This window comes from Janthinobacterium sp. PSRC1-1, from assembly GCF_049897525.1.
Taxonomy (GTDB): Bacteria; Pseudomonadota; Gammaproteobacteria; order Burkholderiales; family Burkholderiaceae_D; genus Janthinobacterium; species Janthinobacterium tructae.
The window spans coordinates 136,062-161,434 of sequence record NZ_JAFCWK010000009.1; the positions used below are offsets into that span (position 1 = coordinate 136,062).

Genomic DNA, 25,373 nt, shown 5'->3' on the forward strand with positions numbered 1-25,373 from the left:
CAGTCTACACAGGGGACCGCGGGCTGTCCAGCCGCGCCGTCTGCAGGAGCTGTTCCAGCAAAACGGGCAGCGGCTGGCGGATGTCGAGCACGATGCCGTCTTCGTCCGGCTGCAAGGGCTGCAGGGTGGCCAGCTGGCTGTCGAGCAGGCTGGGCGGCATGAAATGGCCGGGGCGCTGCAAGCGGCGCTCCAGCACGGCGCGCGGGCCGTCCAGGTGGACAAAGCGCAGGGCCGGGTCGCCTTCGCGCAGCACGTCGCGGTAGGCGCGCTTCAGGGCCGAGCAGGAGACGACCAGGCCGCTGCCTTGCGCGCGGGCCGTGGCGATGCGCTCGCGCAGGGCGGCCAGCCAGCCGGCCCGGTCGGCATCGTCGAGCGCAATGCCGGCGGCCATCTTGGCCACGTTTTCCGGGGCATGCACGTCGTCGCCTTCCACGTACGGCACGTGCAAGGCGTCGGCCAGCAGGCTGCCGACGGCGCTCTTGCCGCAGCCGGAGACACCCATCACGACCCAGCGCACGACGGGCACGCCCACGCTCAAGGCGCCGAAACGATGACGGTGACGCGGCGGTTTTCCGCCTGGCCAGCCTTGGTGGCGTTCGAGGCCACGGGTTTGCTCATGCCCAGGCCCTTGACGACGATATTGCCGCGTGGAATGCCGACCACGCCCATCGCATCGGCCACCACGTTGGCGCGCGCCAGCGACAGCTTGTTGTTGAGTACTTCGGCACCTTCGTTGTCCGTATGGCCTTCCACGCGCAGGTGGGTGATGCCCACTTTCAGCAGGGCGGCGCTGATTTTCTGGATGGCGGCCCGGCTCGGCGCCGTCAGGCTGGAAGCGCCGAAATCGAACAGCAGCTTGTCGGTAAAGCTCAGCTCCCAGCCTTCGTCGGTCTGCTTGAAGCCCTGTTCTGTCAAGGTGGCGACTTGCTCGGCGTTGAACAGCGGTTTGGTCTCTGGCGTGCTCTGGCAGGCGGCCAGCAGGCCCAGCATAACGAGGCCGAGGAAGCCGCGGCGTAATTGCGTGTAGATGAATTGCATGGTGTTGCTCCTTGGTTCAGGGGTGAGTGTGGGGTTGCGGCAGGCGCGCCACCTGGCGCGTGCCGCGCTGCGCCTGCTTGGCGCGGTACATGGCTTCGTCCGCCGCACCCACGAGCGAGACGGCGTCGATGGCGTGATCGGGGAAGACGGCCACGCCGATGGTCAGCGAGCTGACGATGCTGTTGCCGGTAGGCAGTTCAATGGCTTGCGCCATGGCGGTGATGATGTTGTCGGCGATGTGCATGGCGTCGCTGCTGTTGCGCAGCGGCTTGAGCACGATGGCGAATTCGTCGCCGCCCAGGCGCGCCACCAGGTCGCCTTCGCGCAATTGCTGCTTGATGCGCGCGGCGATCGTCACCAGCACGCGGTCGCCCGAGGCATGGCCAAACGTGTCGTTGATGTACTTGAAACGGTCGCTGTCGAGGAACAACACGGCCACCTTGCCATTGCCGATGCGCGCGTCGAGGATGGCGCGTTCCAGCTCCGCTTCCATGAAGGCGCGGTTCGACAGGCCCGTCAGGCTGTCGTGGTTGGCGCGGTGCGACAGCGAGGCGTGTTCCTTTTGCAGATGGCTTTGCCACGCCTCCAGTTCGTCGAGCAGGGCGTTGAAGTCGTCACTGATCTGGTTCAGTTCGGCGATGTTGGCCGGCGGCACGCGCAATTCGAACGAGCGGTCGCGCCGCACGCGGTGGGCCGTTTCCGCCAGGTGGCGCAGCGGCGAGGTGATTTCCGTTTCCATGCGGCGCGACAGGCGCACGGCGACGACCAGGCTCAGCACGAGGCAAGCGAGCAGGCAGGACAGGCCGCTCAGCAGGAAGGGCAGCAGGCTGCGGCTGTGCGGCACCAGGGTGATGCTGCCGATGGCCTGGTCATTGCGCATGACGGGGAAGGTCAGCGAATCGGGCAGCATCCAGCCCGTCAGCGCGCGTTCGATGTAGTAGCGCGTGCCGTGTTCGCCCCGTTCCCAGCGGGCCAGCACCTTGCCGGCCATGTCGCTCACCTGTGCCTGGTCGATATCTTCATTCACGCCGATCAAGGCCAGCGCTTCTTTGGCGACCAGGGCGTCGCCAAAGACGACGGCCCCTTCCACCGTGTAGCTCATCGAGCGGGCCACCAGGCGCAGGTTCTGGTCCGAATAGACGCGCAAGGCCAGCAGCGCCACGGCCGTCAGGGTCAGGCCGGCCGCCAGCACGGCAATCAGCGACACGCTCAGGTGGGCGCGCCGCAGCACGCTGTCGAGCGTGCGGCGGGGCTTGCGCGCCGACTGGGGAGGCATGCTGGCGCTCATGGCGGCGCTGCCTTGCGGCGTGCAATTTGCAAGGCGTTCGGATGCACGCGCAGGCCGCTGCGGGCGATGGCGTCGAGGTTGACGTCAAAACCGATCTGCGCATCGTTCAGGCGCAGGCAGAACATGGTGCCCACGCTGCAGGACGTGCCGGGTTCGGCGACCGATAAAATCGGCTTGCCGATGATCTGCACCAGCAGTTGGTCGCGTTCCCCCTCGGGCAGGCTGCCCAGGTAGATGACGTCGCATTCGCCAGTTGCTGCCGCGGCCGCCGGGACTTTCACGCGGATGCGCTGGCCCAGGCTGGAGGCGGGCTTGTCGACGATGGCCGCCCCATAGCGGGGCACGCCGAGCATGCAGACGCGCACTTCCGGGCGCGCCACGGGCCAGCGCACATAGCTGATGATGCCAAACAGGACCTGGGCCACCTCGGCCGGTCGCCTGGCATCGGCCGCCGCGCCCGCCTGCGCCCACGCCGCGCACGGCGTCAGCGCGCCGCAGGCGAACAGCGAGGCCAGCAGCGAGGTCAGCAGCACTGCGAGCAGGGCGGGCGGCGCGGGGCGCTGCCGGTGGCGGTGGGAGGAGGGCACGGCGTCGGGTATCTTTATGCAGGTCGGGCGGCGATTCACATCCTTACTCAACAACACAGACTGTACGGAAGTCCATGCTGAAAGTAAATGATGGCGCTACGCCATAAAGCTTGCATTATAAACACGAATGCTGAAACTTGCATTCTTTACCATGACAATTAACTGATAGACACTATTGTCGTGCAGCAGAGTGTTGTTATTCTTCCAGTGTCGCTTCCAGCAAGTCGATTTCGCGCAGCAGGCGCAAATGGATGCTGTCGTCGAGTTCGCCCGAGATGCGGCGGCGGTACAGTTCATCGCGTTCCGCATTCAGCGCTTCCAGGCGCAGCGCCCGTTCGGCCTTGGCCAGTTCCTGCAGCCGCGTCGCCTCGTCGTTGCTGCTTTCGCCGTACGCGAGGCGGCGCCGGTAGGCTTCGATCAGGCGGTTGGCCGCCTCGGTGACGACTTGCTGCTTGTCATTCATGTCGATGCCTTCGCACACCTTTTCCAGCCGCGCGATGGCCGCTTCGGCGGCAGCGGCGCGGGCATCGCGCTCTTCCGTCGAGCGGCGCGCGGGCGGCGCGAACACCAGGCCCTTGGTCAGCAGGGGCAGGGTGACGCTGGCCAGTATCAGCGACAGCAAGATCACCCCCATGGCCAGGAAGATGACCAGGTCGCGCGCGGGGAAACGATTTCCGTCAGGCAAGAACAAGGGCAGGGTCAAAATGCCGGCCAGGGTCAGCGCGCCGCGCACGCCCGCGAACGAGGCCACCAGCAGCAGGCGCAGGCTGGGACGGGCCAGCAGCGCCGCGTCCTTCGGTTCGCCCGCCGTCTTCTTGTGGTGCTTGAACAGGGTCAGTTTCATGGAAATGAAGACCCAGACGAAGCGCATGAAGGTCAGCCCCACCGTGATGGCGATGACGAACAGCGGCAGTTTCCAGGCGCTGCCGGCGCCTACTTCCATGGAGGCGGCGGGCAAGCCGGCCACGGTGGCGGGCAGCTGCGCGCCCAGCATGACGAAGATCACGCCGTTCAAGACCAGTTGCACGGTATCCCACACGGCCTTGCGCTGGGTGCGCGTGGCGGCCAGCGGGCGGCCGATCAGGTCGGCGTAATGCATGGATACGCCCGCCGTGGCGGCGGCCAGGATGCCGGAGCCGTGGATTTGTTCGGCGCCCAGATAGGCGGCAAACGGAATCAGGATGCTGATCAGGATTTGCAAGCCCGGTTCCTCGCCGACCTTGCTCACCAGCCATTTATTTGCCAGGCCCACGCCCCACGAGATGGCCAGGCCGATGACGATGCCGCCGCCGGCTTCCTGCAGGAAACTGAGCGAGGCGGCGCCGATGGAAAAGCCGCCCGTCATCATGGCGCCCACGGCAAACGTGAAGCAGACCAGGCCCGAGGCGTCGTTCAGCAGCGATTCGCCTTCGAGGATGTGCATCAGGCGCGGCGGGATCGGGTTGCCGGCGGCGATCGCCGAGACGGCCACGGGGTCGGTCGGCGAGAGGATGGCGCCCAGCGCGAAGGCGACGGCCAGCGGCACGCTGGGGATCAGCCAGTCGATGAAGAAACCCATGCCCAGCACGGTAAACAGCACCAGGCCGATGGCCAGCATCAGGATCGAGCGCGCATCGGAGAAGAAGGCGCCCTTGGGAATGCGCCAGCCATCGAGAAACAGCAGCGGCGGAATGAAGAGCAGGAAGAAAATATCGGGATCGAGCGGCACTTGCACGCCAAACAGGGCCAATCCCGTGCCGCCGGCGATCTGGATCAGCGGCAGCGGCAGCTTGACCCAGCGCGAACGGGCGAGAAAGCCGCACAGGACGACGCTCAGGACGAGGATGAGGATGATGGTAACGGTATGCATGAAGGGGCGGCGGCGTGCTGAAACGCTGATTATAAGGCGCAGCCAGCCCGCGGCGTTGCCTGCGTGTCATTGCGTACATACAACAAGTCACAATCGCGGTAAGATTGTCCCTATCATTGTCATAATCTGCCCTGTTGCTGCCGTCCGTGCGCGGCAGGCGCGTGCTTAGCCTATTATCGGACTCCTGTTTTGCTCAAAAAGATTTTCACCGGCCTGCTGCTGTCGCTGGCATTGCTCATCGTGGCGGCGCTGGCTGCCTACCTGTATTACTGGCGCCCCGCGCTGGCGCCCATCGATCCGCCTGCCGCCACCGCGTTTTCCCCGCAAGCGGTGGAGAAGGGCCGCATCCTGGCCGGCATGGGCAATTGCGCCGCCTGCCATACGGCCCAGGGCGGCGCCGAGTACGCGGGCGGCCACGGCCTGGCCACGCCGTTCGGCACGATCTACGCGACAAATATCACGCCGGACCGGCAGACGGGCATCGGCCGCTGGTCGCTGGCCGCCTTCCAGCGGGCCATGCGCGAAGGCGTGGGCCGCGATGGCGCCCATTTGTATCCCGTCTTTCCGTACACCCATTTCAATCTCGTCTCGGACGCCGACCTGACGGCCTTGTACGCGTACTTCATGACGCGACCGCCCGTGTATGCGGTCGCGCCCGCCAATAGCGTGCCTTTCCCTTTGAACCTGCGCCCCTTGCAGGCGGGCTGGAAACTGCTGTTTTTCAAGCCAACGACGTATCAGCTTGATGCCGCCCAAGGGCTGGACTGGAACCGGGGCCGCTACCTGGCCGAAGGCCTGGCCCATTGCGCCGCCTGCCACACGCCGCGCAATGCGCTGGGCGCCGAGCTTGCCGGCTCGTCGTATCTGGGCGCGTCCATCGATCACTGGTATGCGCCGGCCTTGACCAGTGCCAATACGGCGCCCTTGCCGTGGACGCAGGATGAGCTGTACGCCTTCCTGCGCACGGGAGCGACGGCCCTGCACGGCGTGGCGGCCGGCCCGATGTCGGCCGTCGTGCACGAAGGCATGGGCGCGTCGCCCGACAGCGATATCCGCGCGCTGGCCACGTATCTTGCCGGCGTGGCCGGAGTCGAGCAACGCCAGGTCGATACCGATACCGTGGTGCAAGCGGGCATCAAGCGTTCGCAGCGGGTCAGCCTGGTCGACAACGACCGTGGCGCCAGCCTGTACGTGGCCGCCTGCGCGTCGTGCCACTCGAACAGCGACGGCCGGCCCGTGGCCCTGCGTCCGGAACTGAGCCTGAACAGCGCCGTCAGCGCGCCCGATCCCGCCAACCTGATCCAGGTGATATTGCACGGCATCAGCAAGGACGAGGCCATGCCCGGCGTGCTGATGCCCGGCTTTGGCGCCTCGCTGACGGACAACGACGTGGCCCAGCTGGCCGCCTATCTGCGCCGCAGCCGCAGCCCCCAGCCCGCCTGGACGAACCTGGAAGCGGCCGTGGCACGCGCGCGGGCCGGCAAGTAATTCTTGAAAGTGTCTTCAATATTTATGTATAACATCACCGTGAATGGCCAGCCCTTCGGCACCGAGACCGACGCCGAGACGCCCCTGTTATGGGTGCTGCGCGACGAAGTGAAATTAAAAGGCACCAAGTTTGGCTGCGGCATCGGCATGTGCGGCGCCTGCACCGTGCACGTCGATGGCCGTGCCATTCGCGCGTGCATCACGCCGATTGCCGCCGTGGCCGGTTGCGCCATCACCACCATCGAAGGCCTCTCGCCCGATGGCAGGCACCCGCTGCAGCGGGCCTGGCTCGCCACGCAGGCGCCCCAGTGCGGCTATTGCCAGTCGGGCCAGATCATGCAGGCGGCCACCTTGCTGAAAGACTATCCGCAGCCGACGGATGCGAATATCGATGCCGTCATGAGCGGCAACCTGTGCCGCTGCATGGCGTACGTGCGCATCCGCAAGGCCATCAAGCTGGCGGCCGGCATGCAGGAGGCGCCCGGTGTTTAAACTGCCAAAAGAAAATTCCGCTGCCCGCCCCAGCTCGCTGGGACGGCGCGGTTTCCTGATCGCCGCCGCCGGCACGGGGTTTACGCTGGCCTTCTTGCGCGCCGACAGCTCCTTGGCTGCCGGCAAGGTGACGTCCGCGCCGCCGGCCAAGTCTGCCACTGCGCCCGTGTTCGACCCGAGCATCTGGTTCCAGATCGGCCGCGACGGTATCGTCACCGTCAACATCGCCAAGGCGGAAATGGGCCAGCATATCGGCACGGCCCTGGCGCGCATCGTGGCCGAGGAGCTGGAAGCGGACTGGAACAAGGTGCGCCTGCATTACGTGGACACGGACCCGAAATGGGGCTTGATGGTGACGGGCGGCAGTTGGTCCGTCTGGCAGAATTTCGACCCGCTCAGCCGTGCCGGCGCGGCCGGCCGCCTCGCGCTGGTCGAGGAGGGCGCGCGCCTGCTGCGCGTGCCCGTCTCCGCCTGCCACGCCCGGCTCGGCGTCGTGCATGGCCGGGGGCGCTCGATCAGCTATGGCGACATCGTGCGCCGTGGCAAGCTGGCGCGCCAGTACACGCCGGAGCAATTGCAAGCCATCGTGCTGAAAACGCCGCGGCAGCGCAGCCTGATCGGCCAGAACGTGCAGGCGCTCGACATTCCCGCGAAAATCAATGGCACGGCCGTGTATGGCATCGATGCGGAAATCGAGGGCATGCTGTATGCGCGTCCGAAGATCCCGCCCACGCGCTACGGCGCGAAAGTCGTGTCCATCGACGATACGGCCGCGAAAAAAGTGCAGGGCTACCTGCGGTCGTTTGCCTTGCAAGACCCCAGCGGCACGGTGCCCGGCTGGGTCATGGTGGTGGCCGACACGTATGCGGCGGCCGTGCGCGCGGCCGACCTGGTGCAGGTGAAATGGCGGGCCGGCGCGGCGGCCCACGTGGCGGAGCAGGATATCGTCAACTATGCCACCAAGCAACTGGCCGATGCCAGCCTGGGCGCCCGCGTGGTCGATGATGATGGCGTGGAGCAAGCGTTCAAGGATGCCAGCCTGCAACTGGAACGCCACTACACGACCAGCACCGTGTTGCATTTCCAGCTGGAACCGGTGAATGCGCTGGCGCAGGAAATCGACGGCGTCTGGCATATCCATGCGGGCAATCAATGGCAATCGCTGATCCTGCCCGTGCTGGCGCAGGCGCTCAAGGTGCCCGAGAGCCAGGTCATGCTGCACACCTATCTGCTCGGTGGCGGCTTCGGCCGGCGCCTGAATGGCGATTATTGCGTGCCGGCCGCGCTGGCGGCGCAAGCCGTGGGTCGGCCCGTCAAGATGATTTGCACGCGGTCCGACGATGCGCGTTTCGATTCGCCCCGTTCGCCATCCGTGCAGCATGTGCGCATGGCGTTCGACGATGCGGGCAAGGTCTCGGCGATGGTGCACGAAGCGAGCGCAGGCTGGCCCACGCAAGCCATGATTCCCGCCTTCCTGGCCAAGGATAAGCAGGGCCATCCGTATGACCCGTTCGCCATCGCCGGCGCAGACCACTGGTACACGGTGGGCGCGCAGCGCGTGCGGGCCGTGTCGAACGACCTGGCCAACAGCAGTTTCCGCCCCGGCTGGCTGCGCTCCGTGGGGCCGGGCTGGACGAATTGGGCCGTGGAAAGTTTCATGGACGAGGCGGCGCAGGCGGCCAAGGTCGATCCGCTGGCCTTCCGTTTGTCGCTGCTGCAGGCGACGGGGCGCAACGCGGGCAGCGCGCCGAACGCCGTCGGCGGCGCCGCGCGCCTGGCCCACGTGCTGCAGCGCGTGGCGGACAAGGCGGGCTGGGGCACGGCCATGCCGCCCGACACGGGCCTGGGCATCGCCGCCACGTTCGGCCAGGAGCGCGACATGCCGACCTGGACGGCCTGCGTCGCGCGGGTAAAAGTGGACCGCAGCACTTGCATGGTGAAAGTCGAAAAGCTGTTCATGGTGATCGACGCGGGCAGCATCGTCGACCCCGATGGCGCGCTGGCGCAGGCGGAAGGGGGCGCCCTGTGGGGCGTCAGCATGGCCTTGCATGAAGGCACGGCTTTCCTGAATGGCGAAGTGAAGGATACCAACCTGAATACCTACACACCGCTGCGCATGGCCGACGTGCCTGAGCTCGACATCGAATTTGTTGCCAGCACGGCAATGGCGACGGGCATGGGCGAACCGCCCACGACGGCCGTGGCGCCGGCGATCGGCAACGCCATCTTCGCCGCCGTGGCCTCGCGCGTGCGGCATTTGCCGATCCGCCCGGAAGCGGTGCTGAAGGGGCTGGACCGGCACGGCGCCGTCTGATGCGGGCGCGCGGCAAATTTGACGTGCGCCGCACGTGAACGGGCGCAGGCTGCTACACTGAAGCTTGCCGCTCGGGGCGCGCAAGCGGCGTCCGGTCCGGCAAAATCAGCGCACCAGCGGCGTGATTTCAGCCCGATTGCAGTTCGATAGCGGAGGCAACCATGCAAGAACAATTTGTCAGCATCACGGCCGATGAACTTCAAATGGATGGCGTGCTGGAAATGCCCGAGCGGCCGGTGGGCATCGTCCTGTTTGCCCACGGCGCGGGAGCCGACAGCGACTACCTGGGCGCCTCCAGCCATGCCACCGCCCAGGATTTTCTGCAGGCGGGCATCGCCACCCTGCGCTTCGATCAGGGCGGTGTCGAGCCTGGCGGCGGCAGCGATAGCCATACCTATTTCGTGCGCAGCGATATCGTGCTGCTGGCGCGTCAACTGGAAAAAGCCCTGGGCTGGCTGCAGGTCGATCCGACCACGCGGCGCTTGCCCTGCGGCCTGTATGGCTATGGCACCAGCGCGGCCGTGGTGATGCAGCTGGCGGCCTGGCGCAGCGCGGAAATCGCCGCGCTGGCCGTCTGCGATGGCCAGGTGGAAATGGCGGGCAAGGCGGCGCTGGAAAACGTGCGCGTGCCATCGCTGCTGATCGTGGGCGGGCGCGACCCCGACGTGGCTGGCCTGAACCGCATGGCGTTTGCCACCTTGCGCTGCGACAAGCAGCTGGAACAGATCGCCGCACCCGGCGGCCCCGACACGCGCCACCAGGCGGCCTTGCTGGCTACCGACTGGTACACGCGCCATTTCAGCGGGCATACCAGCACGGCGCAGTAGCTGGATAGTTGCTGGATTGGCGCTCAGGCGGCGCGCAAGTTCTTCGCATGACGCGCGCAGCTCAGCTCTAAAGGCTGGCCGGCGCAGCGGTACGCCGCTTCGAACACATCGGGGTACGTTTGATCCGGCAAGAACCTGTCGGCCATGCCCTAGTCGATCAAGATACCTTTGGGAAATAGTACAGGTTTTCCCTGCAGGTTACTTTTCAACACGCCTGTGAATAAATCTCCCAAATCTCAATCCTGAAATGGCATGAAGTGTAGCGTTCCTACTCAGTGGCAGATAGCATCAACCAAGAATTCGACTTACTCAGTTGGATTAACTAAAAAGCGCACCTTTTCGATACTGTTAATTAATCCAGTATTGCACTTGAAGTTTGAAGCCGCTGTGAGCTACGACTTGACATGACATTTCCCCTCCAGGTATCGACGATGCAAATTTTCTTGTTAATACTGAATTTATGTGCCACTATTTGTGCGTACAAGTGTGCGCACAAATGGAGGGATTATGGAATGGGAATACCAGTACCCTAGTAAAAAAGCAATTCACATACCAACAAATTTCATTTTTAACATTGACTATTCGTCTGATGACGTCGCTATTTCGTTGGTAGATGGGGCACCTAAAGGAGCCGAATCTCAGGTGTTCTTACTACTTTCGGAACTGAAAGTAGTAATAAGGGATGGGGAATTAAAGGTGCTCATGCGGGGCTTACTTGAACGTGTTTTTGGCGGAGACTTTACGGCAGCCGCATACATCCTGAAAGACTTAACAGGAAGAAACGTTTCCGAGCGGACGCTTCAGTCCTGGGTGGCCCAAACAGGCAAACGGAGTAGTCGACGTTGTCCCGAATGGGCCGTCAATGCTTTGCAAGCTTACGCTGAAAAAAATCCGGAGATGCGTGAAGTCTATCAGGCTCGAAGAGAGCGGAAGCAAAGAGATGAATTTGAGCATGGTATAAATTCGCTCGAACGAGCGCGGACCACCAACGGCCTTGAAGAAATCGAAAGAGATTTGGCTTTCGACGAGCGTTTCAAGGCTCGGGTGACTTCCGCACCTTTTAGCGACTTGCCGAATACTCTGTCAGAGATACTGCTTAAGCATGAGCGGGACATTCGTATTGCAAGTTCCTTACTTTTCAAGATTTACCATGAAATCCAAAAGGCCGCTTCTTTAGATGATCTGAAACGTGATCTAAGTAAGGAGTTCGACAAGGTAATCGATCTCGATAGCTTTCTTCAGCGAGGCAAGCGACAACTGATTAATGCTGAGGAAGAGTTTGCCAACGAACATGGCCTGTTGGATGGCAATGTGTAAGTTCCCCGGGAGCTTTTTCGATGCGCATTTCTGTCAGGTAAGCGTTACACCATCGACCATTTTGCGTCAGTGCCAAAGACCATTACGTTGGTAAATTGCCATTTCATTCTCCTGAAGTGATGCAATACCGACTCCGTGCGCAAAAAAATGCACGAATTCTGCTACGGAATTAGTATTGCAGAGGTCAGGAAGAATGCATTCTGATAACTAAGAAATCAACGAAATTATGGCGAAAATGACATCAAAAAAATGCATCGGTCGCTTATGCCTCTATGGCGCGCAAGTTCCTCGCATGGAAGCGCACATGCTCTTCCATGAAGCTGGCGATGAAGTAATAGCCGTGGTCGTAGCCGGCATGGCGGCGCAGCCGTAATGGCTGGCCGGCGTCGCGGCACGCCGCTTCGAAGACGTCGGGGTACAGTTGCTCGGACAGAAACTTGTCGGCCAGGCCCTGGTCGATCAAGATGCCTTCGGGAAATGGTGCCGGCTGGCCTTGCAGGCCGCGCATCAGCGCGCTGGCGTCGTATGGCTGCCAGCTGGCTGCGTCGCTGCCCAGGTAGCCTGTAAACGCCTTCTTGCCCCACGGACACTGGCTCGGCGCGGCGATGGGGGCGAAGGCGGAGACCGAGCGGAACATGTGTGGGTTGCGCAAGGCCAGCACCAGCGCGCCATGGCCGCCCATCGAGTGGCCGAAAATACCCGTGCGTTGCGCATCGATCGCCAGTTCCTGTTCCAGCAGCGCGCGCAGTTCCAGGATGTAGCTATACATTCGATAGTGGCTGTGCCACGGCGCTTCGGTGGCATCGACGTAAAAGCCGGCGCCCGCGCCGAAATCCCATGATTCGCTCTCGCCCGCGATGTTCGCGCCACGGGGGCTGGTGTCGGGCGCGATCAGGATCAGGCCTTCCTCGGCCGCCACGCGCTGCGCGCCGCCCTTGATCATGAAGGTTTCTTCCGTACACGTCAGGCCCGCCAGGTAAAACAGGGCGGGGCGTTTGGTGCTGACCGTGGCGCCTGGCGGCGTATCGGGAATGAAGGCCGAAAAACGCATGGGCAAGCCGATGGCGTGCGCGTCGTGGCGATAAAAGCGTTGTACGCCGCCAAAACAGGCGTGTTCACTCAACAGTTCCAGCATGAATTCTCCTCGTTAATGCCACAGTATAGCGAGAGTGGCGCAGCGCCGACACGGCATCAGCCCAGCATGGCCGCTATTGCAGGCAGGATGTCCTGTGCCGGCGCTTCGGTCTTGAATGCCAGCAAATGGTCGGCACGCGTCTTGCCCAGGTTGATGGCGGCCACGGGCTTGCCCGTCTCGGCCGCCATGCGGCACAGGCGAAAGCTCGAATACACCATGACGGACGAGCCGACCACCAGCAAGGCGCTGGCCGCGTGCATCTTGCTTTCGGCCTCGGCCGCGCAGGCGGCGGGCACGCCGTCGCCGAAAAACACCACGTCCGGCTGCAGGGTGCCGCCGCAGTGGAGACAGGCGGGCAAGTGGAAGGTGGCCAGCTGGGATGGTTCCAGCAAGGCGTCGCCATCGGGCGCGGGAGTGGCCGTGGCGCCCAGCATTTGCGGATTGTCGCGTTCGAGCTGATCCTGGATCAGGCGGCGCGTATGGCGGGCCTGGCAATCGAGGCATATCACGCCATGTATGCTGCCGTGCAACTCCGTGACGGCGCTGCTGCCTGCCTGCTGATGCAAGCCATCGACGTTTTGCGTGATCAGGCCGCCGATGTGCTGGCGCTGTGCCAATTGCGCGATGGCCAGGTGAGCGGGATTGGGCGTGGCGCGCGCCAGGGTCGGCCAGCCCACCATGCTGCGCGCCCAGTAGCGGCGGCGCACGGCTTCCTGGCGGCGAAAATCGGGGCCTTGCACGGGGGGATTGCCGCGCCGCACGCCATCCGTGTCGCGGTAAGCGGGAATGCCGGACGCCGTGCTGATGCCGGCGCCCGTCAGCAGCAGCACGTCGGGATGGCTGCGCAGGAACTGCGCCAGTTGCTCCAGGGCGGCATCGTCGCTGGCGGCTGGCAGGCTGGCTGAGGAAAAATTTTGCATGATGCGCCATGCTAACTCAAAAGCACGGCGCCGTTGCAAGGGGGGATGGTTACTCCAGCTTCATGCCGAAACGCTGCAGCCGCGGCTGCCAATGCTCGTCAATATCGGCCGAGACGAGGATGCGCTCGGCCCTGCCAATCAGCAATGCGCGCGGCACGAAGCCGAAGTAGCGCGAGTCGGCGCTGTTGTCGCGGTTATCGCCCAGCATGAGAAAATGGTCGGCCGGCACCGTCACGGGGGCAAAGCTGCGTGCCGCCCCGGCGATTTGCGGCAAGACCTGGATGCGGTGCTGCTCGGTTGCGTTGCGCTCGCTGATGCGCTGCGCCGTCAGCTGGCCCAGGTGGGCGATGGTTTCGGGCGCCGTGTCGAGCGCCGTGTACCGGGCAGGCTGGCCATTGATGACCAGCTGTTCATTGCGCATTTCCACCGTGTCGCCGGGCAGGGCGATGATGCGCTTGATCAAGCGCGTGCCGTCTTTCGGCGAGGAAAAGGTGACGATATCGCCGCGCTGCGGGTCGCCCAGGCGCTGCAGCACGATATCGGTGAGCGGCACTTTCAGGTTGAAGGCGAGGCGATTGACGAAGACCACGTCGCCTTCGAGCAGGTTGGGGCGCATGGATGCCGAAGGTATCGGATTCCAGTCCGCCACGGCCGTGCGGAACACGCCGAACAGCAGTAAAAACATCAAAAAACCTTTGTTGGCGCGCATCCATGTTGTCATGCTGGCTCTTTCGCTGGGCCGTGCCCGTGAGTGTGAGGGAAGCGCCATGGTTGCTGGCGCCCTATCCACGATGCACGGCGAGGCTGAAGCCAGTCTTAAATCCAGCGCATGCGGGGCCGATGGCGTGACCGCTGTTGCGTGTACGCATCACCGTGCCAGTCATCAGGGATGGCGGCACGGCGCTTGCGTATCGTCGTTGCCGTTCGGCAGGCGCTTGCCGTGCATTTCATCCCACAGTTCGCCCAGCGCCACCAGCAGGCCGCCGGCCACGAGGGGGATCGCCACCAGCCATGGGATGTTGTCGATCCAGGGGCCCAGCACGATGGCCGAAGCCACGGCGATGACGAGGGCGCTGCACCAGAAGCGGCGCGGATGCCGGAGCGTGAACAGGTAATGAAGGTGCTTCATACATCCTCCTTGGTGAGCAGGCGGAACAGCCGGGCGGGCAGGATGCTGCTGACGGCAATGACGATGCAGCCGTCCAGAAAAAACAGCACCTTGCCCACCAGATGCATGCCCTGTATCAGGTAGGCGGGCAATTCCTGCGCTTCCGCCCATTGCGTCATGCGTGCCAGCACGATGGCGGCGGCAAAGATGACAACGGCCAATGCCAGCACCAGCAGCACATGTTCGAACAGGCGTCGCCGCAGTTTCATGTTGGACTTGGCAAGATAGGGGAAATTCCCGAACCCTGACGTTATCAGTTCAATATCGCCGTGCTTTGCGCTGTGACAAAGGCGCGGCCGACAGGACCAATACTGCGTTGACGCCGGAAAATGCGCCTATTTGAAGGCCTTGATGACGGCATCGAGCTTGACCTTCAGCGACTTGTCGTGCGCGTGGATGGCCGGCACGTCGCGCTGCACGCCGAGCAGCTGGTAGACGGCTGTCTGCGCCGCGCGCACCGAGTATTCCACGGTGAAGACGACATCGTCGGCAAGTTCCACGAACTGGCTGACGAAGGCCAGGTTGACGGAATTGGCCGGCACGGGCAGCGGGCGGTCGCTCTTTGCGCGGGGCATGAACATGCTGGTGATGTAGGGCATGCGGCAGGGAATGCAGTTGGCCGTGGCCATGATGTCGAGGTCGAAGTTCAGGTGGCCGCACAGCTCGCGCAGGATGTCTTCGCCGCTGCATTCGGACATGGGCTTGGCGACGAAGTTGCCGATGCGGTCAGGGTGCAGCGCATAGCCCCAGAATACTTGCACGCCCTCGGGCTGGCCGGCGAAATGGGGCTGGTGCGCCAGCACGATGGACATGAACCAGTTGCTGTCCTTGAAGGTGACGAGGCCGCCCGTGCCCGCGCTGTTGCCCGTGAATTGCTCCATCCTGTCAAAGAAGGCGCTGTCTTTCAAGGTGACCGTGTACGAGGCCCAGTACGATTCGGGGATGCTGCTGTTGAAGGCGGCTGGACGGCCCAGCGCCGGGCGGCCTTCGGCCAGCTTTTCCCACAGAAGCCAACCCTGGCTGTCGTTTTTCGTGCGCTTGGCCGGTGCGCTGTGCATGCTGCCATAGCTGGAGGCATCCGTCATCGAGGCATTCTGGAAAAAGACCAGGTCGCCGGCGGCGACGGGAATCACGTCGGCCAGGCCGCGCCGCTGGCAGTGCAGGGCGGTGGCAGTCAGGCGGCCTTCGGGTTCCTGTACCTCGATATCGGTCACCGTGCAATCCATGATGATGTTGACGCCTTGCTCCTGCAGCCACGCGACCAGCGGGCGCACCAGCGAGTCGTACTGGTTGTAGACGGTGCGCTTGACGCCAGCCAGGGTTTCGATGCGCGAAAACTCCATCATGAAGCGGTGCAGGTAACGCTTGAACTCGACGGCGCTATGCCAGGGCTGGAAGGCGAACGTGGTGGCCCACATGTACCAGAACTTGGTGTCGAAGAATTCCGGCGAAAGCCAGTCCGTGATGGCGCTGCTGCCCAGCGTGTCTTCATCGGCTTCCGTCAGCTTCAGCAGTTCCAGCCTGTCCTGCATGGAAAAGCCCATGCTGCTGACATCGACCTTGAAACGGTTGCGGTCGACCAGGCGCGCGCGCGAGTGGGGAAGGTGCCGTTCGTTGAAGGCGATGGTTTCATCGTAGACGCTCTGGCCCGCATGTTCGAGCGAGGGGATGCTCTTGAACAGATCCCAGGTGCACTCGTAATTGTCGGTGGTCAGCATGCGCCCGCCGCGCAAGGTATAGCCATCCTCGGCATTGCCGCCGCCATCGAGGCTGCCGCCCGTCACGGGCGACGTTTCGAAGATGGTGATGTTGCTGCCTTGCATGCCGCCGTCGCGGATCATGAAGGCGGCCGCAGCCAGCGAGCCGATGCCACCGCCGACGAGGTAGGCTTTTTTGTTTGTATTGGTCATGGTTTTCCCCTGAATGTGAGCGCATCCGCATGCGCGAAAGGCTGGCAAGCGGCACGGCCGATGTCGTGCCATATTTGCCTATTTTATAACATCCGGGGAGGTATGGCCTCACAATAGAGCAACTGCTCGGTTTTATTCCATGCCGGCGTGCTCGTTGCGCCGTTCAAAATACAGCAAGTCCGACCAGGCGCCCTGGAAATGCATGGCTTTTTCCGCGCGCCCATACTGGTGAAAGCCGTTGCGCTGCATGGCCGCGACCGAGCCCAGGTTTTGCGGCCGCGCCGTCGCTTCCAGGCGCCACAGTTCCAGTGGACCGAACGCTTCTTCCAGCAGCAGGGCCACGACGCGCGTGGCGTAGCCACGTCCGCCGAATTGTTCGCCGATGCGGTAACCGAGCGCAGCTTTATTGAAATACGGGCGCGTGACGGCCGTCAGGTTGACCCTGCCGATGATCTGTCCGTCCAGCCTGGCCAGATACTGGTAGGCGCGGTCTTGCTCGCGCTCGCGCTGCGCCTGCTCGATGGCGGCGGCGATGGCGTCCTGGTGGTAATAGGATGGCGCCCGGGCCGTGACCCAGGATTCAAAATACGCGCGGTTTTCCAGCTCGAAGGCCAGCAAGGCGGCAAGGTCGGCGCTGGAGGGGGGGAGCAGATGAAGGCGGTCGAGGTCTGTCATGGGAGCGTGTGGGAAAACGATGCGCCATTATAATCAGCTGGCGCATTTCGCCGCCCATGCCTTAATTCATGAAGGAGCAACATGCTGTCCCATCTCTGCCTCGGCACCAACGACTTTCCCCGCGCCTACGCGTTCTATGCGGCCCTGCTGGGAGAACTCGGTTTGATCGAAAAATTTCATGATCCGGCCCAACCCTGGGCCGGCTGGATGGCGCAGCAGGCGCCGCGCCCCCTGTTCGTGCTGACGGCGCCACACGACGGCTTGCCGGCGACACCCGGCAATGGCCAGATGACGGCCTGGCTGGCGGCCAGCCGCGCCCAGGTGGACCGCAGCTACCAGGTCGCGCTGGCGCTGGGCGCCGTGTGCGAGGGGCCACCCGGCTTGCGCCCCCATTACCACGCCAATTATTATGGCGCCTACTTCCGCGACCTCGACGGCAACAAGCTGTGCGTCTGCTGCCACGCGGAAGAGTAACTCAGCGCTGGCCCCAGATATCTTCCTCTGTCCAGCCCAGTTCCAGGAAGTCCTGCGCCCGCTCGCTTGCCTCGCCGGCGCAATAGAACTCGTCGAGCTGGGGCGCTTCGATGCGCGTGCCGGCCAGCATGGCGTGCACTTGCCCCCGGTGGTGGATCTGGTGCTGGAACACATGCGCCAGCATGCGCTGGCGCGTGTCGATTTGCGGATTGTCGCGCAGAATCGTCACGGGCCGCGCCAGATCCGCATCGCTCAGGCTGCGGCAATGGGCGATCAGGCGCAGGTCCGTGGCGCGCTGCGCCGCCTGCAGCGCGGCGCAATCGGTAAATGGCTCATCCTTTTCAAAGAAGACATAGCAGTCGGCATGGGGCGCTGCGCCGCGCAGCTCGCGTTCGAGCGCGTCGAGATAAAACCAGTCGCACGTCAATATATGGTTCAGGGTGAAGCCGATGGTGGGGAAAAAGCTGACGCGCGTGGCCTGGAACTCGGCCTGGGTCAGCTGCCCGCAGGCTTTCAGCAGGCGGTGGTTGGCCCAGGCGTTGTTATACGCCTGGCTGGTGATGTAGTGCGCAAGTGGATTGTTCATGTTGGATCGCTGGTCGAGGAGGGCAGGGTGCATGTCGTGCCACTTTAGCATGTTGCGGCAGATGGACAAAGCGCTCACGCCCGCTGCACCGGCGCTGCTGTCATCAAGTAAAATCACGGAGCGAATTTCGCGATAATGATGCATACAGGGCTTGGGATAGCAAAATGGGCTGGATAGGAAAATTACTGAACGGCGGCGACGAAAAAAACAAGCCTGCGCCAGTCACGGCAGCGGCGGCGCCCGAGGCGACGCGGCAGCCAGCCACCATCACCGAAATCGATGCCATGTACTACCGCTGGCTGGCGGCTGCGGGTTCGGCGCAGGCTCCGGCGGAGACGGAACAGCAGATTCTGGACGAATTGGCGCGCCTGGTGCGTGAACCGATCGCCGGCGCCGCGCTGGTGCCGCGCATTCCCGCCATCATTCCGCAGTTGATGCGTACCTTGCAAGATGAAAACATGAGCGCGGCCAAGCTGTCGGCCCAGCTGGCCCAGGATGTGCTGCTGGTGGCCGAGGTCTACCGCGAAGCGAACCGGCCCTGCTACCAGTCGCGCTACAACGCCAGCCCGTCGATCAACAACATGGAAGGCGCCATCATGCTGCTCGGGCAAAACGGCATGCGCATGCTGCTCGCCCGCGTCGCCTTCCGTCCCATCGTCAGCATGCAAAGCGGCGGGCTGACCGTGCGCACGGCGCCGCTGATCTGGCGCCAGTCCGAAAAATGTGCGCTGGCGGCCAGCCTGGTCGCGCCGACGATGCATGCCAACGCCTTCGATGCCTACCTCGCGGGGCTGATGGCCAATGTCGGCCTGGTGGTGGCGTTCCGGCTGATCGACCAGATGCATGGCCCCGATGTCTTTCCGCAATCGGACTCCTTCATTGCGCAGGTGTTTGCGCAAGCGCGCATCCTGTCGGTACGCATCGCCGAATTGTGGGAGTTTCCCCAGTCCGTGACCCGCGCGATCGGGCTGGCGGGCGTCGATGCCAGCGCCGATGCCGATCCGCAGGCGCAAGCGCTGGCGCTGGGCGAGCGCTTGAGCAAGCTGCGCATGCTGGCCGATAGCGGCCGCTTTCCTGCCGACGATCCTTTCGTGACGACCGGACTCGGCAAGAGTGAGCTGCTGGCGTTTGGCAAACTGGCCGACGACGAGTGATGCCAGCCGCGTGCGGCTGATATCACTCAGCGTGCAAAATAGAGTTCGTGCAGGTGTTCGAGCTTGACTTCGGAAGCTGCCTGCGACAGCGCCACTTTGCCGCTTTGCATCAGGTACACGTGATCGGCCACGGCCACGGCGCGTGCCGTGTTCTGCTCGACTAAAATGATGGTGCGCCGGCCGTCGTTCAGGCGCGCGAGGATCTCGAACAGTTCGTTGACCACCAGCGGCGCCAGTCCCAGCGAAGGCTCGTCGATGATCAGCAGCGACGGGTCCGACATCAAGCCGCGCGCCATCGCCAGCATCTGCGCCTCGCCGCCCGAGAGCGAGCCGGCCAGTTGGCGGCGCCTCTCGTGCAGGCGCGGGAACATGGCATAGGCGTCGGCCAGACGCGCCGGCATGTGGCTGCGGTGCTCTTTCGGGAAGGCGCCCATGATCAGGTTTTCTTCCACGCTCATGTCGCGAAACGTCATGCGCCCCTCGGGGATCATGGTGACTCTGGCGTCGCTCATCTTCCAGGTGGGCGTGCCGTTGATGGCCACGCCGTCGAGCGCGATGCTGCCTGCACCCACGGGCAGCAGCCCCATGATGGCGCGTAGCAGCGTGGTCTTGCCGGCCCCGTTCGGGCCGATGATGGTGGTCAGCTTGCCCTTCTGGATGGACAGCGAGACATCCCACAGCACATTGATGGCGCCATAGCCGGCGCGCAGTTGACTTATTTCAAGCATCGTTTCAGGCATGCGCTGCTCCCGTGTAGCTTTCGATGACGGCCGGATCGCGGAACACGCAATCGGGCGTGCCGTCCGCGATCAGCTGGCCAAAATTGAGCACGGCCACGCGCTGGCACAGGTTGCTGATGGTCTCGATGTCGTGCTCGATCATGACGATGCCCACGCCAAAGGCGGCGTGCAAGTCCTTCAGCATGCCCATGAAGCGGCGCTTGCCGTTCGTTTCCAGGCCCGCCAGCACTTCGTCTAACAGCAGCAGTTTCGGGTTCGTCGCCAGCGCCTTGGCCACTTCCAGCGCTTTGAGTTCCGTCAGCGCCAGTTCGCTGGCCGCATCGCGCCCGGCCTTGTCAAGCAGGCTCGTAAAATCGAGGATTTCATCGATCTTGCGCATGTCGACCTTGCCGGTGCCGAAGCGCTGCGCCACGACGAGGTTTTCGCGCACCGTCAGTTCATGCATCGGTTGCGGAATCTGGAAGGTGCGGCCCAGTCCCAGGCGCGCGCGCTGGTACATGGGTGTGGCCATGATGTCGCGCCCTTCGAAGCGGATGCTGCCGCTGGTGGGGCGCACCAGGCCGGAAATCGCATTGAACAGCGTGGTCTTGCCGGCGCCATTCGCGCCCACCAGGCCGATCACGTCGTGGCTGCCGACCTTTAACGTGACGGAATCGACTGCCGTCAGGCCGCCGAAGCGCACGGACACATTGTCGAGTTCAAGCATGTGCTTTCTCCTTCGCCTGGAACATGTTTTTCAGCCATTTTTGCAGCAGCGGCAGCAAGCCGTTCGGACTGAAGACGATCATCGCCACCAGCAGCACGCCCAGCACCAGCTGGTGCCCGGTGGGGATCAGCGACTTGAAGATCAGCTGGTCGACCAGGTAGACCACCACGGCGCCCAGCACGGGGCCGAGTATCGTGCGGTAGCCGCCGAAGATGGCCGCCACGATCGGCAAGGTCACCCACAGGCTGTTGAAGGCGTAGTCCGGCTCCAGGAAGTTGATGTAGTGGGCGTTGAAGGCGCCGAACAGGCCCGCCATGAAGGCCGACACGAGCAGCATCGCGCCTTTCAGCAGGGTGCTGTTGACGCCGACGACGCGCGTGGCGTCTTCGCTGTCGTGCATGGCGCGCAGGGCGATGCCGTAATGGCTGGCGCGGATGCGGCTGTAGGCAAACGTACATGCCACCACCAGGGTCAGCACCACCAGGTAGGCGCCCGTCTTGCTGGCCAAATCGAAGCCGAAGACGGTGGGCAAGGCCGGGATATTGTTGATGCCGCCTGCGCCGCCCGTCACCGAGCTCCATTCCGTGGCCAGGATGCGGAAGATGTGCGCGTAGGCGAGGATGGCCAGCGCAAAATACGGCCCGCGCAGCCGCAGCACGGGCAGCATGATGACGGCGGCGATGGCCGCGCCCGCGCCACCGAGCAGCATGGCGGCGAACACGGGCAAGCCCAGTTTCACGGTGGCCAGCGCGGAGACATACGCGCCCACGCCGAAGAACGCGGCATGGCCGAAGCTGACCATGCCGCCCAAGTTGCCGAGCAAGGCCCAGGACATGGCCACGCCGCCGATGATCAGGGCCGCCACCACCATGCTCATCACGTACTGGTTGCCGCCCAGGGCCAGCGGCACGGCGACATACGCGGCCAGCAGCAAACCGGCCGTTGCAATCAGTGTCGAGCGCTTCATCCGCGCCTCCGTTGTGCGCCGAACAAGCCGTTCGGCATGATGAACAGCACCAGCAGGAACAGCACCATGCCGGACAATTCCTGTAGCGCGGAGCTGGCCAGGGTGACGGTCAACGCTTCGGCCACGCCCAGCAGCACGGCGGCCAGCAGCACGCCGGGGATCGAACCGATGCCGGCCAATACCGTGATGATGAACGCTTTCACCGTCAGCGCGCCGCCGTAGGCGGGCTGGATCACGCCATAGCTGAACAGGGCGACGCCGGCGAAGGCGGCCAGGATGCCGGCGACGAGAAACGACACCAGTTCCGTGCGGCCCGGGTCGATGCCCATCAGCTTGGCCGCGTCGCGGTTGCTGGACACGGCGCGCACGGCGCGGCCGTACCAGCTGGTGGCCAGCCAGCGCCACAGCGCCGCCATCAGCACCAGGCTGACGCCAAAGAAAATCACTTCGCTACGCATGCTGAAAAACGGGCCGATCTCGATGCCTTCCTGCAGCCAGCTCGATGAGGTCGAGCGGATGTCGGCCTTCCAGACCAGCAAAATGACATTGGTGAGTATCACGCCGATGCCGTAGGTGAGGATCAGCGAATTGATTTCGCGGTCTTTCTGGATGCGGCTGACGATCAGATACACGCCCACGGACGTCAGGCTGACGATCACCAGCGCGATGGGAATGGCGAACATGGGCCCCAGGCCCAGGTCCGATTCCACGCTGTAGGCGATGTAGGCGGCCAGCAGCACCAGTTCGCCGTGCGCCAGGTTGATCACTTTCATGGTGCCGAAGACCAGCGCCAGTCCCAGTGCGATCAGGGCGTAGGAGCCGCCCTGCAGCAAGCCCGAATACAGGGCTTGCAAGATTAATTCTGTCATGTCGTCATCCCGTCAGGCAGCCCTGGCGCAGTATGTACACTGCGCAGGACTGCCGTTCATCGGTGCGCGCCGGAGCACGCGCGTGTGCAGCGGGAGGCTGCTGTTACCAGGGCAGGGCCGGGTAGGCCAGCTTGCCCGTCGCGTGTTCCTTCGGCCAGACGATCACCACCTTCTTGTCCTGGTGCTGCGCCATGCGGTGCACGAAGTTCTGGTTGTCGCCATTGGCGGCGAACTGCACCCGGCCGATCAGGGTTTCGCGGTCCGTCTTGCGCATTTCCTCGGCCACGCCGCCCTTCTTGATGGTGCCCTTGTCGGCCGCGCGCGCGATCGCTTCGAACAGCAGCATCGACTGCACATAGCCGAACTGGCCCAGGTAATCGGGTTCCTTCTTGTACAACTGCTTGTAGGCGTCGCTGAAGGCCTTGCCGTCGGCCGTCTTGAATTGCGTGGGGAAGGGCAGCAGGGCCGTGCCGAAGACGTTCGGCATCAGGTCGGGGAAGTCGGATGCCATTTTCGGCGTGGCCAGCGACCATACGCCCACCATGGCCTTGATCTTCGGTTTCAGGACGCGGGCGGCGCGGATGATGCCCACGTAATCGTTTTCGTAGCCGACCATGGCCACCACTTCCGATTTATCCTGCAGCTTGATCTTGTTGATGATGGGCTTGAAGTCGGTAATGGCAGGGTCGAAGGAATGCGTCGTCACCCTCACGCCCTTGGCCGTCAGCGCTTTTTCCACGTCTTTCGCCAGGCCCGTGGTGGCGTCCTTGGTCGAATACACGATGGAGACGGACTTGGCGCCCACGTCGGCAAGCAGTCCCAGCATGGCTTTTTCGTAGCCGGCCGTGTTATTGATGCGGAAAAAATTCTTGCGCCCGCTGGCCACCAGGCTGTCGTCCACGCCGCCCGAGGTGATATAGACGAGGCCCAGCTTATTGGCCGTGTCCGAGGCGGGCGAGATATTGTTCGAACCATAGCCGCCCGTGATGGCCACCACGCCCTGGCTGGCCAGCTTTTCCACGGCGGCGATGGCCTTGGCGGGCGCCGATTCGTCGTCGACGGTGATGACCTTGATGGTGTGCTTGCCGTTGGTCTTGTTGAAGACCTCGGCCGCGACCATGATCCCTTCCTGCATGCCGGCGCCGACCCGCGCCAGGTTGCCCGTCAGCGGGATTTCCGCGCCGACCAGGAATTCGTCGGCGCTGGCCTGCGTCATCCAGGCGCTGGCAACCAGCGCTGCCATGGCGATGCGTGTGTAGCTGCGTTTCATCGTGTCTCCTCCGGTGATGTGGCTTGGTTTTATTCTCGGGTCTGGTACTACATGGTCAACTTATCGGGCATTCTGCGCCATTTGCCGCAGCTGCCCCTTTAAAATCTTGCCCGTGGCGGCGGCCGGCAGCGCGTCCATGACGATGATGGCGGACGGGCATTTGTACGGCGACAGCGTTTGCGCCAGCCAGGCCTGCAATTGTGCCACGCTGGCGGGCTGGCGCGGATCGAGCTCCACATAGGCGATGACGTCCTCGTTGCCATCGTCCAGCGTGCGCCCGACCACGGCCGACTGCACCACGGAAGGGTGGGCGTTCAGGGCCGTTTCCACTTCCAGCGGATACACATTGAAGCCGGAGCGGATGATCAGTTCCTTGGTGCGCCCGACAATGAACAGCGCGCCGTCCGGTTCCTGGCGCGCCATGTCGCCCGTATTGAGCCAGCCGCCGTCGCGCATGGTGGCCGCCGTCATGGCCGGTTCCCGGTAGTAGCCGGCCATGACGTTCGGCCCGCGTATCCATAATTCTCCCGGCTCGCCCGGCGCCACGTCCAGGCCGGCCACGTCCACCACGCGCACTTCGACGCCCGGGATCGGCATGCCGACCGAATCGTCGCGGCGCGGTGCATCCAGGCGCGTCTGGCTGATGGTGGGCGCGCTTTCCGTCATGCCGTAGCCATTGTGCAGCGTGGTGCCCAGCAGTTTTTCCACGTCGCGCTTGAGCGACGGCGCCAGCGGCGAGCCGCCCGCATACGCGAAGCGCAGCCGCGTGGGCAGCGGCGTGTCGGCGCCGCCCAGGGTTTGCAGCAGCTTGGCGTACATGGCGGGCACGCCCTGGACGATGGTCAGTCCATCGTCTTTCAATGCGGCCAGCAGGCCATCGACGGAAAAGCGTGGCACCAGGTACAGCGCGGCGCCCGCATACAGGGTACCCAGGGCCACCGAGGCCAGGCCGTACACGTGGGAAATCGGCAGCACGCCGTAGGCGCGGTCGCTGCTGCTCAAGCCCCGCAAGGTGCTGGAGACGGCGGCGATGAACAGCAGGTTGCGGTGCGTCAGCATCACGCCTTTCGATTGGCCCGTGGTGCCCGTCGTGTAGATCAGCGCGGCCACCTGTTCGTCACCGGGGACCGTGGCTTCCGCGATGGCTGCGTCGTTCGACTCGCCCGCCAGCAGCTCGCCCATGCCGTCAACCGTGGCGCTGGCCGCGCCCAGACGTGCCGCATGTGCGGCCGCTTCCGGCGAGGCGCCGGCCAGGAACAGCAGCCGCCGCGCCGAGCAGTGGCCTGCGATGGTGTCGATCTCGCGCGCCGACAGGCGTGCATTGACGTTGACGATCCACGCGTCGATGCTGGCCGCTGCGAAGATCAGCGCCACCTGCAGCGCGCAGTTCTCGCCCACCACCATCAGGCGGTCGCCGGCGCGCACGTCCAGCTGGCGCAGCAGCTGCGCGGCACTTTCCACACTGTGCTGCAGCTGCGCGTAGGTCCAGCTGCGGCCAGCTTCATGCAGCGCCGGCGCGTCCGGCGCGCGCGCCGCCCAGTAGGCGGGAATGGCCGACAGGCGCGCCGGCAAGCCGGCCAGCAGGGCGGGAATGTCCAT

General features: G+C 64.0%; 26 protein-coding genes. 7 read left to right on the plus strand and 19 right to left on the minus strand.

The genetic code is table 11. The features are described 5' to 3' along the window. Positions 1–4: 4 nt before the first annotated feature. From ACP7DW_RS19980 to ACP7DW_RS20000, 5 genes are all read right to left on the minus strand, one after another. Complete coding sequence (locus ACP7DW_RS19980; protein ID WP_426056397.1) at positions 5–502, minus strand: gluconokinase; 498 nt, start codon at positions 500–502, stop codon at positions 5–7. Positions 503–534: 32 nt separating this feature from the next. Beyond that, entirely contained in the window at positions 535–1,038 is a 504-nt protein-coding gene (locus ACP7DW_RS19985) for an OmpA family protein (RefSeq protein ID WP_426056323.1), read from the minus strand. Positions 1,039–1,054: 16 nt separating this feature from the next. Next, positions 1,055–2,326: a diguanylate cyclase domain-containing protein gene (locus tag ACP7DW_RS19990; RefSeq protein ID WP_426056324.1), complete on the minus strand. Its 1,272-nt coding sequence runs from the start codon at positions 2,324–2,326 to the stop codon at positions 1,055–1,057. Then, complete coding sequence (locus tag ACP7DW_RS19995) at positions 2,323–2,913, minus strand: YfiR family protein (protein WP_298408977.1); 591 nt, start codon at positions 2,911–2,913, stop codon at positions 2,323–2,325. The genes ACP7DW_RS19990 and ACP7DW_RS19995 overlap by 4 nt, the downstream gene beginning before the upstream one ends. Positions 2,914–3,109: 196 nt before the next feature. Next, positions 3,110–4,762: a Na+/H+ antiporter gene (locus ACP7DW_RS20000; protein ID WP_426056325.1), complete on the minus strand. Its 1,653-nt coding sequence runs from the start codon at positions 4,760–4,762 to the stop codon at positions 3,110–3,112. Positions 4,763–4,951: 189 nt separating this feature from the next. Here ACP7DW_RS20000 and ACP7DW_RS20005 point away from each other — a divergent pair, with 189 nt between their 5' ends. The 5 genes from ACP7DW_RS20005 to ACP7DW_RS20025 all read left to right on the plus strand — a co-directional run bounded on the left by ACP7DW_RS20005 (position 4,952) and on the right by ACP7DW_RS20025 (position 11,200). Further along, positions 4,952–6,250, plus strand: coding sequence for a cytochrome c (locus ACP7DW_RS20005; RefSeq protein WP_426056326.1), 1,299 nt, complete (start codon positions 4,952–4,954; stop codon positions 6,248–6,250). 24 nt (positions 6,251–6,274) lie between these two features. After that, entirely contained in the window at positions 6,275–6,742 is a 468-nt protein-coding gene (locus ACP7DW_RS20010; RefSeq protein ID WP_426056327.1) for a (2Fe-2S)-binding protein, read from the plus strand. After that, entirely contained in the window at positions 6,735–9,056 is a 2,322-nt protein-coding gene (locus ACP7DW_RS20015) for a molybdopterin cofactor-binding domain-containing protein (protein ID WP_426056328.1), read from the plus strand. The genes ACP7DW_RS20010 and ACP7DW_RS20015 overlap by 8 nt, the downstream gene beginning before the upstream one ends. Positions 9,057–9,217: 161 nt before the next feature. After that, entirely contained in the window at positions 9,218–9,883 is a 666-nt protein-coding gene (locus ACP7DW_RS20020; RefSeq protein WP_426056329.1) for a dienelactone hydrolase family protein, read from the plus strand. Between the two features lie 507 nt (positions 9,884–10,390). Beyond that, positions 10,391–11,200, plus strand: coding sequence for a hypothetical protein (locus ACP7DW_RS20025; RefSeq protein ID WP_426056330.1), 810 nt, complete (start codon positions 10,391–10,393; stop codon positions 11,198–11,200). Positions 11,201–11,462: 262 nt separating this feature from the next. Here ACP7DW_RS20025 and fghA read toward each other — a convergent pair whose 3' ends face one another. From fghA to ACP7DW_RS20060, 7 genes are all read right to left on the minus strand, one after another. Continuing rightward, positions 11,463–12,335: an S-formylglutathione hydrolase gene (gene fghA, locus ACP7DW_RS20030; RefSeq protein WP_426056331.1), complete on the minus strand. Its 873-nt coding sequence runs from the start codon at positions 12,333–12,335 to the stop codon at positions 11,463–11,465. 56 nt (positions 12,336–12,391) lie between these two features. Continuing rightward, positions 12,392–13,255 (minus strand): NAD-dependent protein deacetylase, encoded by an 864-nt coding sequence (locus ACP7DW_RS20035; RefSeq protein ID WP_426056332.1) that lies wholly within the window; start codon positions 13,253–13,255, stop codon positions 12,392–12,394. Positions 13,256–13,304: 49 nt separating this feature from the next. After that, positions 13,305–13,976 carry a signal peptidase I gene (gene lepB / locus ACP7DW_RS20040; RefSeq protein WP_426056333.1) on the minus strand — a complete coding sequence of 224 codons (672 nt, stop codon included), beginning with the start codon at positions 13,974–13,976 and terminating at the stop codon, positions 13,305–13,307. A 162-nt stretch (positions 13,977–14,138) separates the two neighbouring features. Then, positions 14,139–14,384, minus strand: a complete 246-nt coding sequence (locus ACP7DW_RS20045) for a hypothetical protein (protein WP_426056334.1) — start codon at positions 14,382–14,384, stop codon at positions 14,139–14,141. Beyond that, the gene (locus ACP7DW_RS20050) at positions 14,381–14,632 is read right to left on the minus strand and encodes a hypothetical protein (protein ID WP_426056335.1); all 252 of its coding nucleotides are present in this window, start codon (positions 14,630–14,632) and stop codon (positions 14,381–14,383) included. The genes ACP7DW_RS20045 and ACP7DW_RS20050 overlap by 4 nt, the downstream gene beginning before the upstream one ends. A 126-nt stretch (positions 14,633–14,758) precedes the next feature. Continuing rightward, positions 14,759–16,333 (minus strand): oleate hydratase, encoded by a 1,575-nt coding sequence (locus ACP7DW_RS20055; protein ID WP_426056336.1) that lies wholly within the window; start codon positions 16,331–16,333, stop codon positions 14,759–14,761. Positions 16,334–16,465: 132 nt separating this feature from the next. Then, a complete protein-coding gene (locus ACP7DW_RS20060; RefSeq protein WP_426056337.1) occupies positions 16,466–17,008 on the minus strand; it encodes a GNAT family N-acetyltransferase in 543 nt (180 codons plus the stop codon). 81 nt (positions 17,009–17,089) lie between these two features. On the opposite strand from ACP7DW_RS20060, the gene ACP7DW_RS20065 reads away from it, so the two are divergent. Beyond that, the gene (locus tag ACP7DW_RS20065; RefSeq protein WP_426056338.1) at positions 17,090–17,482 is read left to right on the plus strand and encodes a VOC family protein; all 393 of its coding nucleotides are present in this window, start codon (positions 17,090–17,092) and stop codon (positions 17,480–17,482) included. A 1-nt stretch (position 17,483) separates the two neighbouring features. Here ACP7DW_RS20065 and ACP7DW_RS20070 read toward each other — a convergent pair whose 3' ends face one another. Then, positions 17,484–18,068, minus strand: a complete 585-nt coding sequence (locus ACP7DW_RS20070) for a DinB family protein (protein ID WP_426056339.1) — start codon at positions 18,066–18,068, stop codon at positions 17,484–17,486. A gap of 164 nt (positions 18,069–18,232) precedes the next feature. Here ACP7DW_RS20070 and ACP7DW_RS20075 point away from each other — a divergent pair, with 164 nt between their 5' ends. Then, on the plus strand, positions 18,233–19,222 hold the full coding sequence (locus ACP7DW_RS20075; protein WP_426056340.1) for an HDOD domain-containing protein: 990 nt from the start codon (positions 18,233–18,235) through the stop codon (positions 19,220–19,222). A gap of 26 nt (positions 19,223–19,248) precedes the next feature. Here the strand turns inward: ACP7DW_RS20075 and ACP7DW_RS20080 are convergent, their stop codons facing one another. The 6 genes from ACP7DW_RS20080 to ACP7DW_RS20105 form a co-directional block, all read right to left on the minus strand. Next, positions 19,249–19,950, minus strand: coding sequence for an ABC transporter ATP-binding protein (locus tag ACP7DW_RS20080; RefSeq protein ID WP_426056398.1), 702 nt, complete (start codon positions 19,948–19,950; stop codon positions 19,249–19,251). Positions 19,951–19,954: 4 nt separating this feature from the next. Continuing rightward, complete coding sequence (locus tag ACP7DW_RS20085) at positions 19,955–20,668, minus strand: ABC transporter ATP-binding protein (protein ID WP_426056341.1); 714 nt, start codon at positions 20,666–20,668, stop codon at positions 19,955–19,957. Further along, on the minus strand, positions 20,661–21,635 hold the full coding sequence (locus ACP7DW_RS20090) for a branched-chain amino acid ABC transporter permease (protein ID WP_426056342.1): 975 nt from the start codon (positions 21,633–21,635) through the stop codon (positions 20,661–20,663). Before ACP7DW_RS20090 ends, ACP7DW_RS20085 begins: the two co-directional genes overlap by 8 nt. After that, a complete protein-coding gene (locus ACP7DW_RS20095; protein ID WP_426056343.1) occupies positions 21,632–22,504 on the minus strand; it encodes a branched-chain amino acid ABC transporter permease in 873 nt (290 codons plus the stop codon). The genes ACP7DW_RS20090 and ACP7DW_RS20095 overlap by 4 nt, the downstream gene beginning before the upstream one ends. Before the next feature lie 103 nt (positions 22,505–22,607). Then, positions 22,608–23,774, minus strand: a complete 1,167-nt coding sequence (locus ACP7DW_RS20100) for an ABC transporter substrate-binding protein (protein ID WP_426056344.1) — start codon at positions 23,772–23,774, stop codon at positions 22,608–22,610. Positions 23,775–23,834: 60 nt separating this feature from the next. After that, entirely contained in the window at positions 23,835–25,373 is a 1,539-nt protein-coding gene (locus ACP7DW_RS20105) for a class I adenylate-forming enzyme family protein (protein ID WP_426056345.1), read from the minus strand.

Coding starts and splice junctions, on each gene's coding strand:
- ACP7DW_RS20090 (WP_426056342.1), bottom strand. CDS start 21,635: ATGAAGCGCTCGACACTGATTGCAACGGCCGGTTTGCTGCTGGCCGCG.
- ACP7DW_RS20065 (WP_426056338.1), top strand. CDS start 17,090: ATGCTGTCCCATCTCTGCCTCGGCACCAACGACTTTCCCCGCGCCTAC.
- ACP7DW_RS20055 (WP_426056336.1), bottom strand. CDS start 16,333: ATGACCAATACAAACAAAAAAGCCTACCTCGTCGGCGGTGGCATCGGC.
- ACP7DW_RS20025 (WP_426056330.1), top strand. CDS start 10,391: ATGGAATGGGAATACCAGTACCCTAGTAAAAAAGCAATTCACATACCA.
- ACP7DW_RS20060 (WP_426056337.1), bottom strand. CDS start 17,008: ATGACAGACCTCGACCGCCTTCATCTGCTCCCCCCCTCCAGCGCCGAC.
- lepB (WP_426056333.1), bottom strand. CDS start 13,976: ATGACAACATGGATGCGCGCCAACAAAGGTTTTTTGATGTTTTTACTG.
- ACP7DW_RS20100 (WP_426056344.1), bottom strand. CDS start 23,774: ATGAAACGCAGCTACACACGCATCGCCATGGCAGCGCTGGTTGCCAGC.
- ACP7DW_RS20070 (WP_426056339.1), bottom strand. CDS start 18,068: ATGAACAATCCACTTGCGCACTACATCACCAGCCAGGCGTATAACAAC.
- ACP7DW_RS20020 (WP_426056329.1), top strand. CDS start 9,218: ATGCAAGAACAATTTGTCAGCATCACGGCCGATGAACTTCAAATGGAT.
- fghA (WP_426056331.1), bottom strand. CDS start 12,335: ATGCTGGAACTGTTGAGTGAACACGCCTGTTTTGGCGGCGTACAACGC.
- ACP7DW_RS20080 (WP_426056398.1), bottom strand. CDS start 19,950: ATGCTTGAAATAAGTCAACTGCGCGCCGGCTATGGCGCCATCAATGTG.
- ACP7DW_RS20000 (WP_426056325.1), bottom strand. CDS start 4,762: ATGCATACCGTTACCATCATCCTCATCCTCGTCCTGAGCGTCGTCCTG.
- ACP7DW_RS19980 (WP_426056397.1), bottom strand. CDS start 502: ATGGGTGTCTCCGGCTGCGGCAAGAGCGCCGTCGGCAGCCTGCTGGCC.
- ACP7DW_RS19985 (WP_426056323.1), bottom strand. CDS start 1,038: ATGCAATTCATCTACACGCAATTACGCCGCGGCTTCCTCGGCCTCGTT.
- ACP7DW_RS20010 (WP_426056327.1), top strand. CDS start 6,275: ATGTATAACATCACCGTGAATGGCCAGCCCTTCGGCACCGAGACCGAC.
- ACP7DW_RS20085 (WP_426056341.1), bottom strand. CDS start 20,668: ATGCTTGAACTCGACAATGTGTCCGTGCGCTTCGGCGGCCTGACGGCA.
- ACP7DW_RS20105 (WP_426056345.1), bottom strand. CDS start 25,373: ATGGACATTCCCGCCCTGCTGGCCGGCTTGCCGGCGCGCCTGTCGGCC.
- ACP7DW_RS19990 (WP_426056324.1), bottom strand. CDS start 2,326: ATGAGCGCCAGCATGCCTCCCCAGTCGGCGCGCAAGCCCCGCCGCACG.
- ACP7DW_RS20045 (WP_426056334.1), bottom strand. CDS start 14,384: ATGAAGCACCTTCATTACCTGTTCACGCTCCGGCATCCGCGCCGCTTC.
- ACP7DW_RS20035 (WP_426056332.1), bottom strand. CDS start 13,255: ATGCAAAATTTTTCCTCAGCCAGCCTGCCAGCCGCCAGCGACGATGCC.
- ACP7DW_RS20075 (WP_426056340.1), top strand. CDS start 18,233: ATGGGCTGGATAGGAAAATTACTGAACGGCGGCGACGAAAAAAACAAG.
- ACP7DW_RS20095 (WP_426056343.1), bottom strand. CDS start 22,504: ATGACAGAATTAATCTTGCAAGCCCTGTATTCGGGCTTGCTGCAGGGC.
- ACP7DW_RS20050 (WP_426056335.1), bottom strand. CDS start 14,632: ATGAAACTGCGGCGACGCCTGTTCGAACATGTGCTGCTGGTGCTGGCA.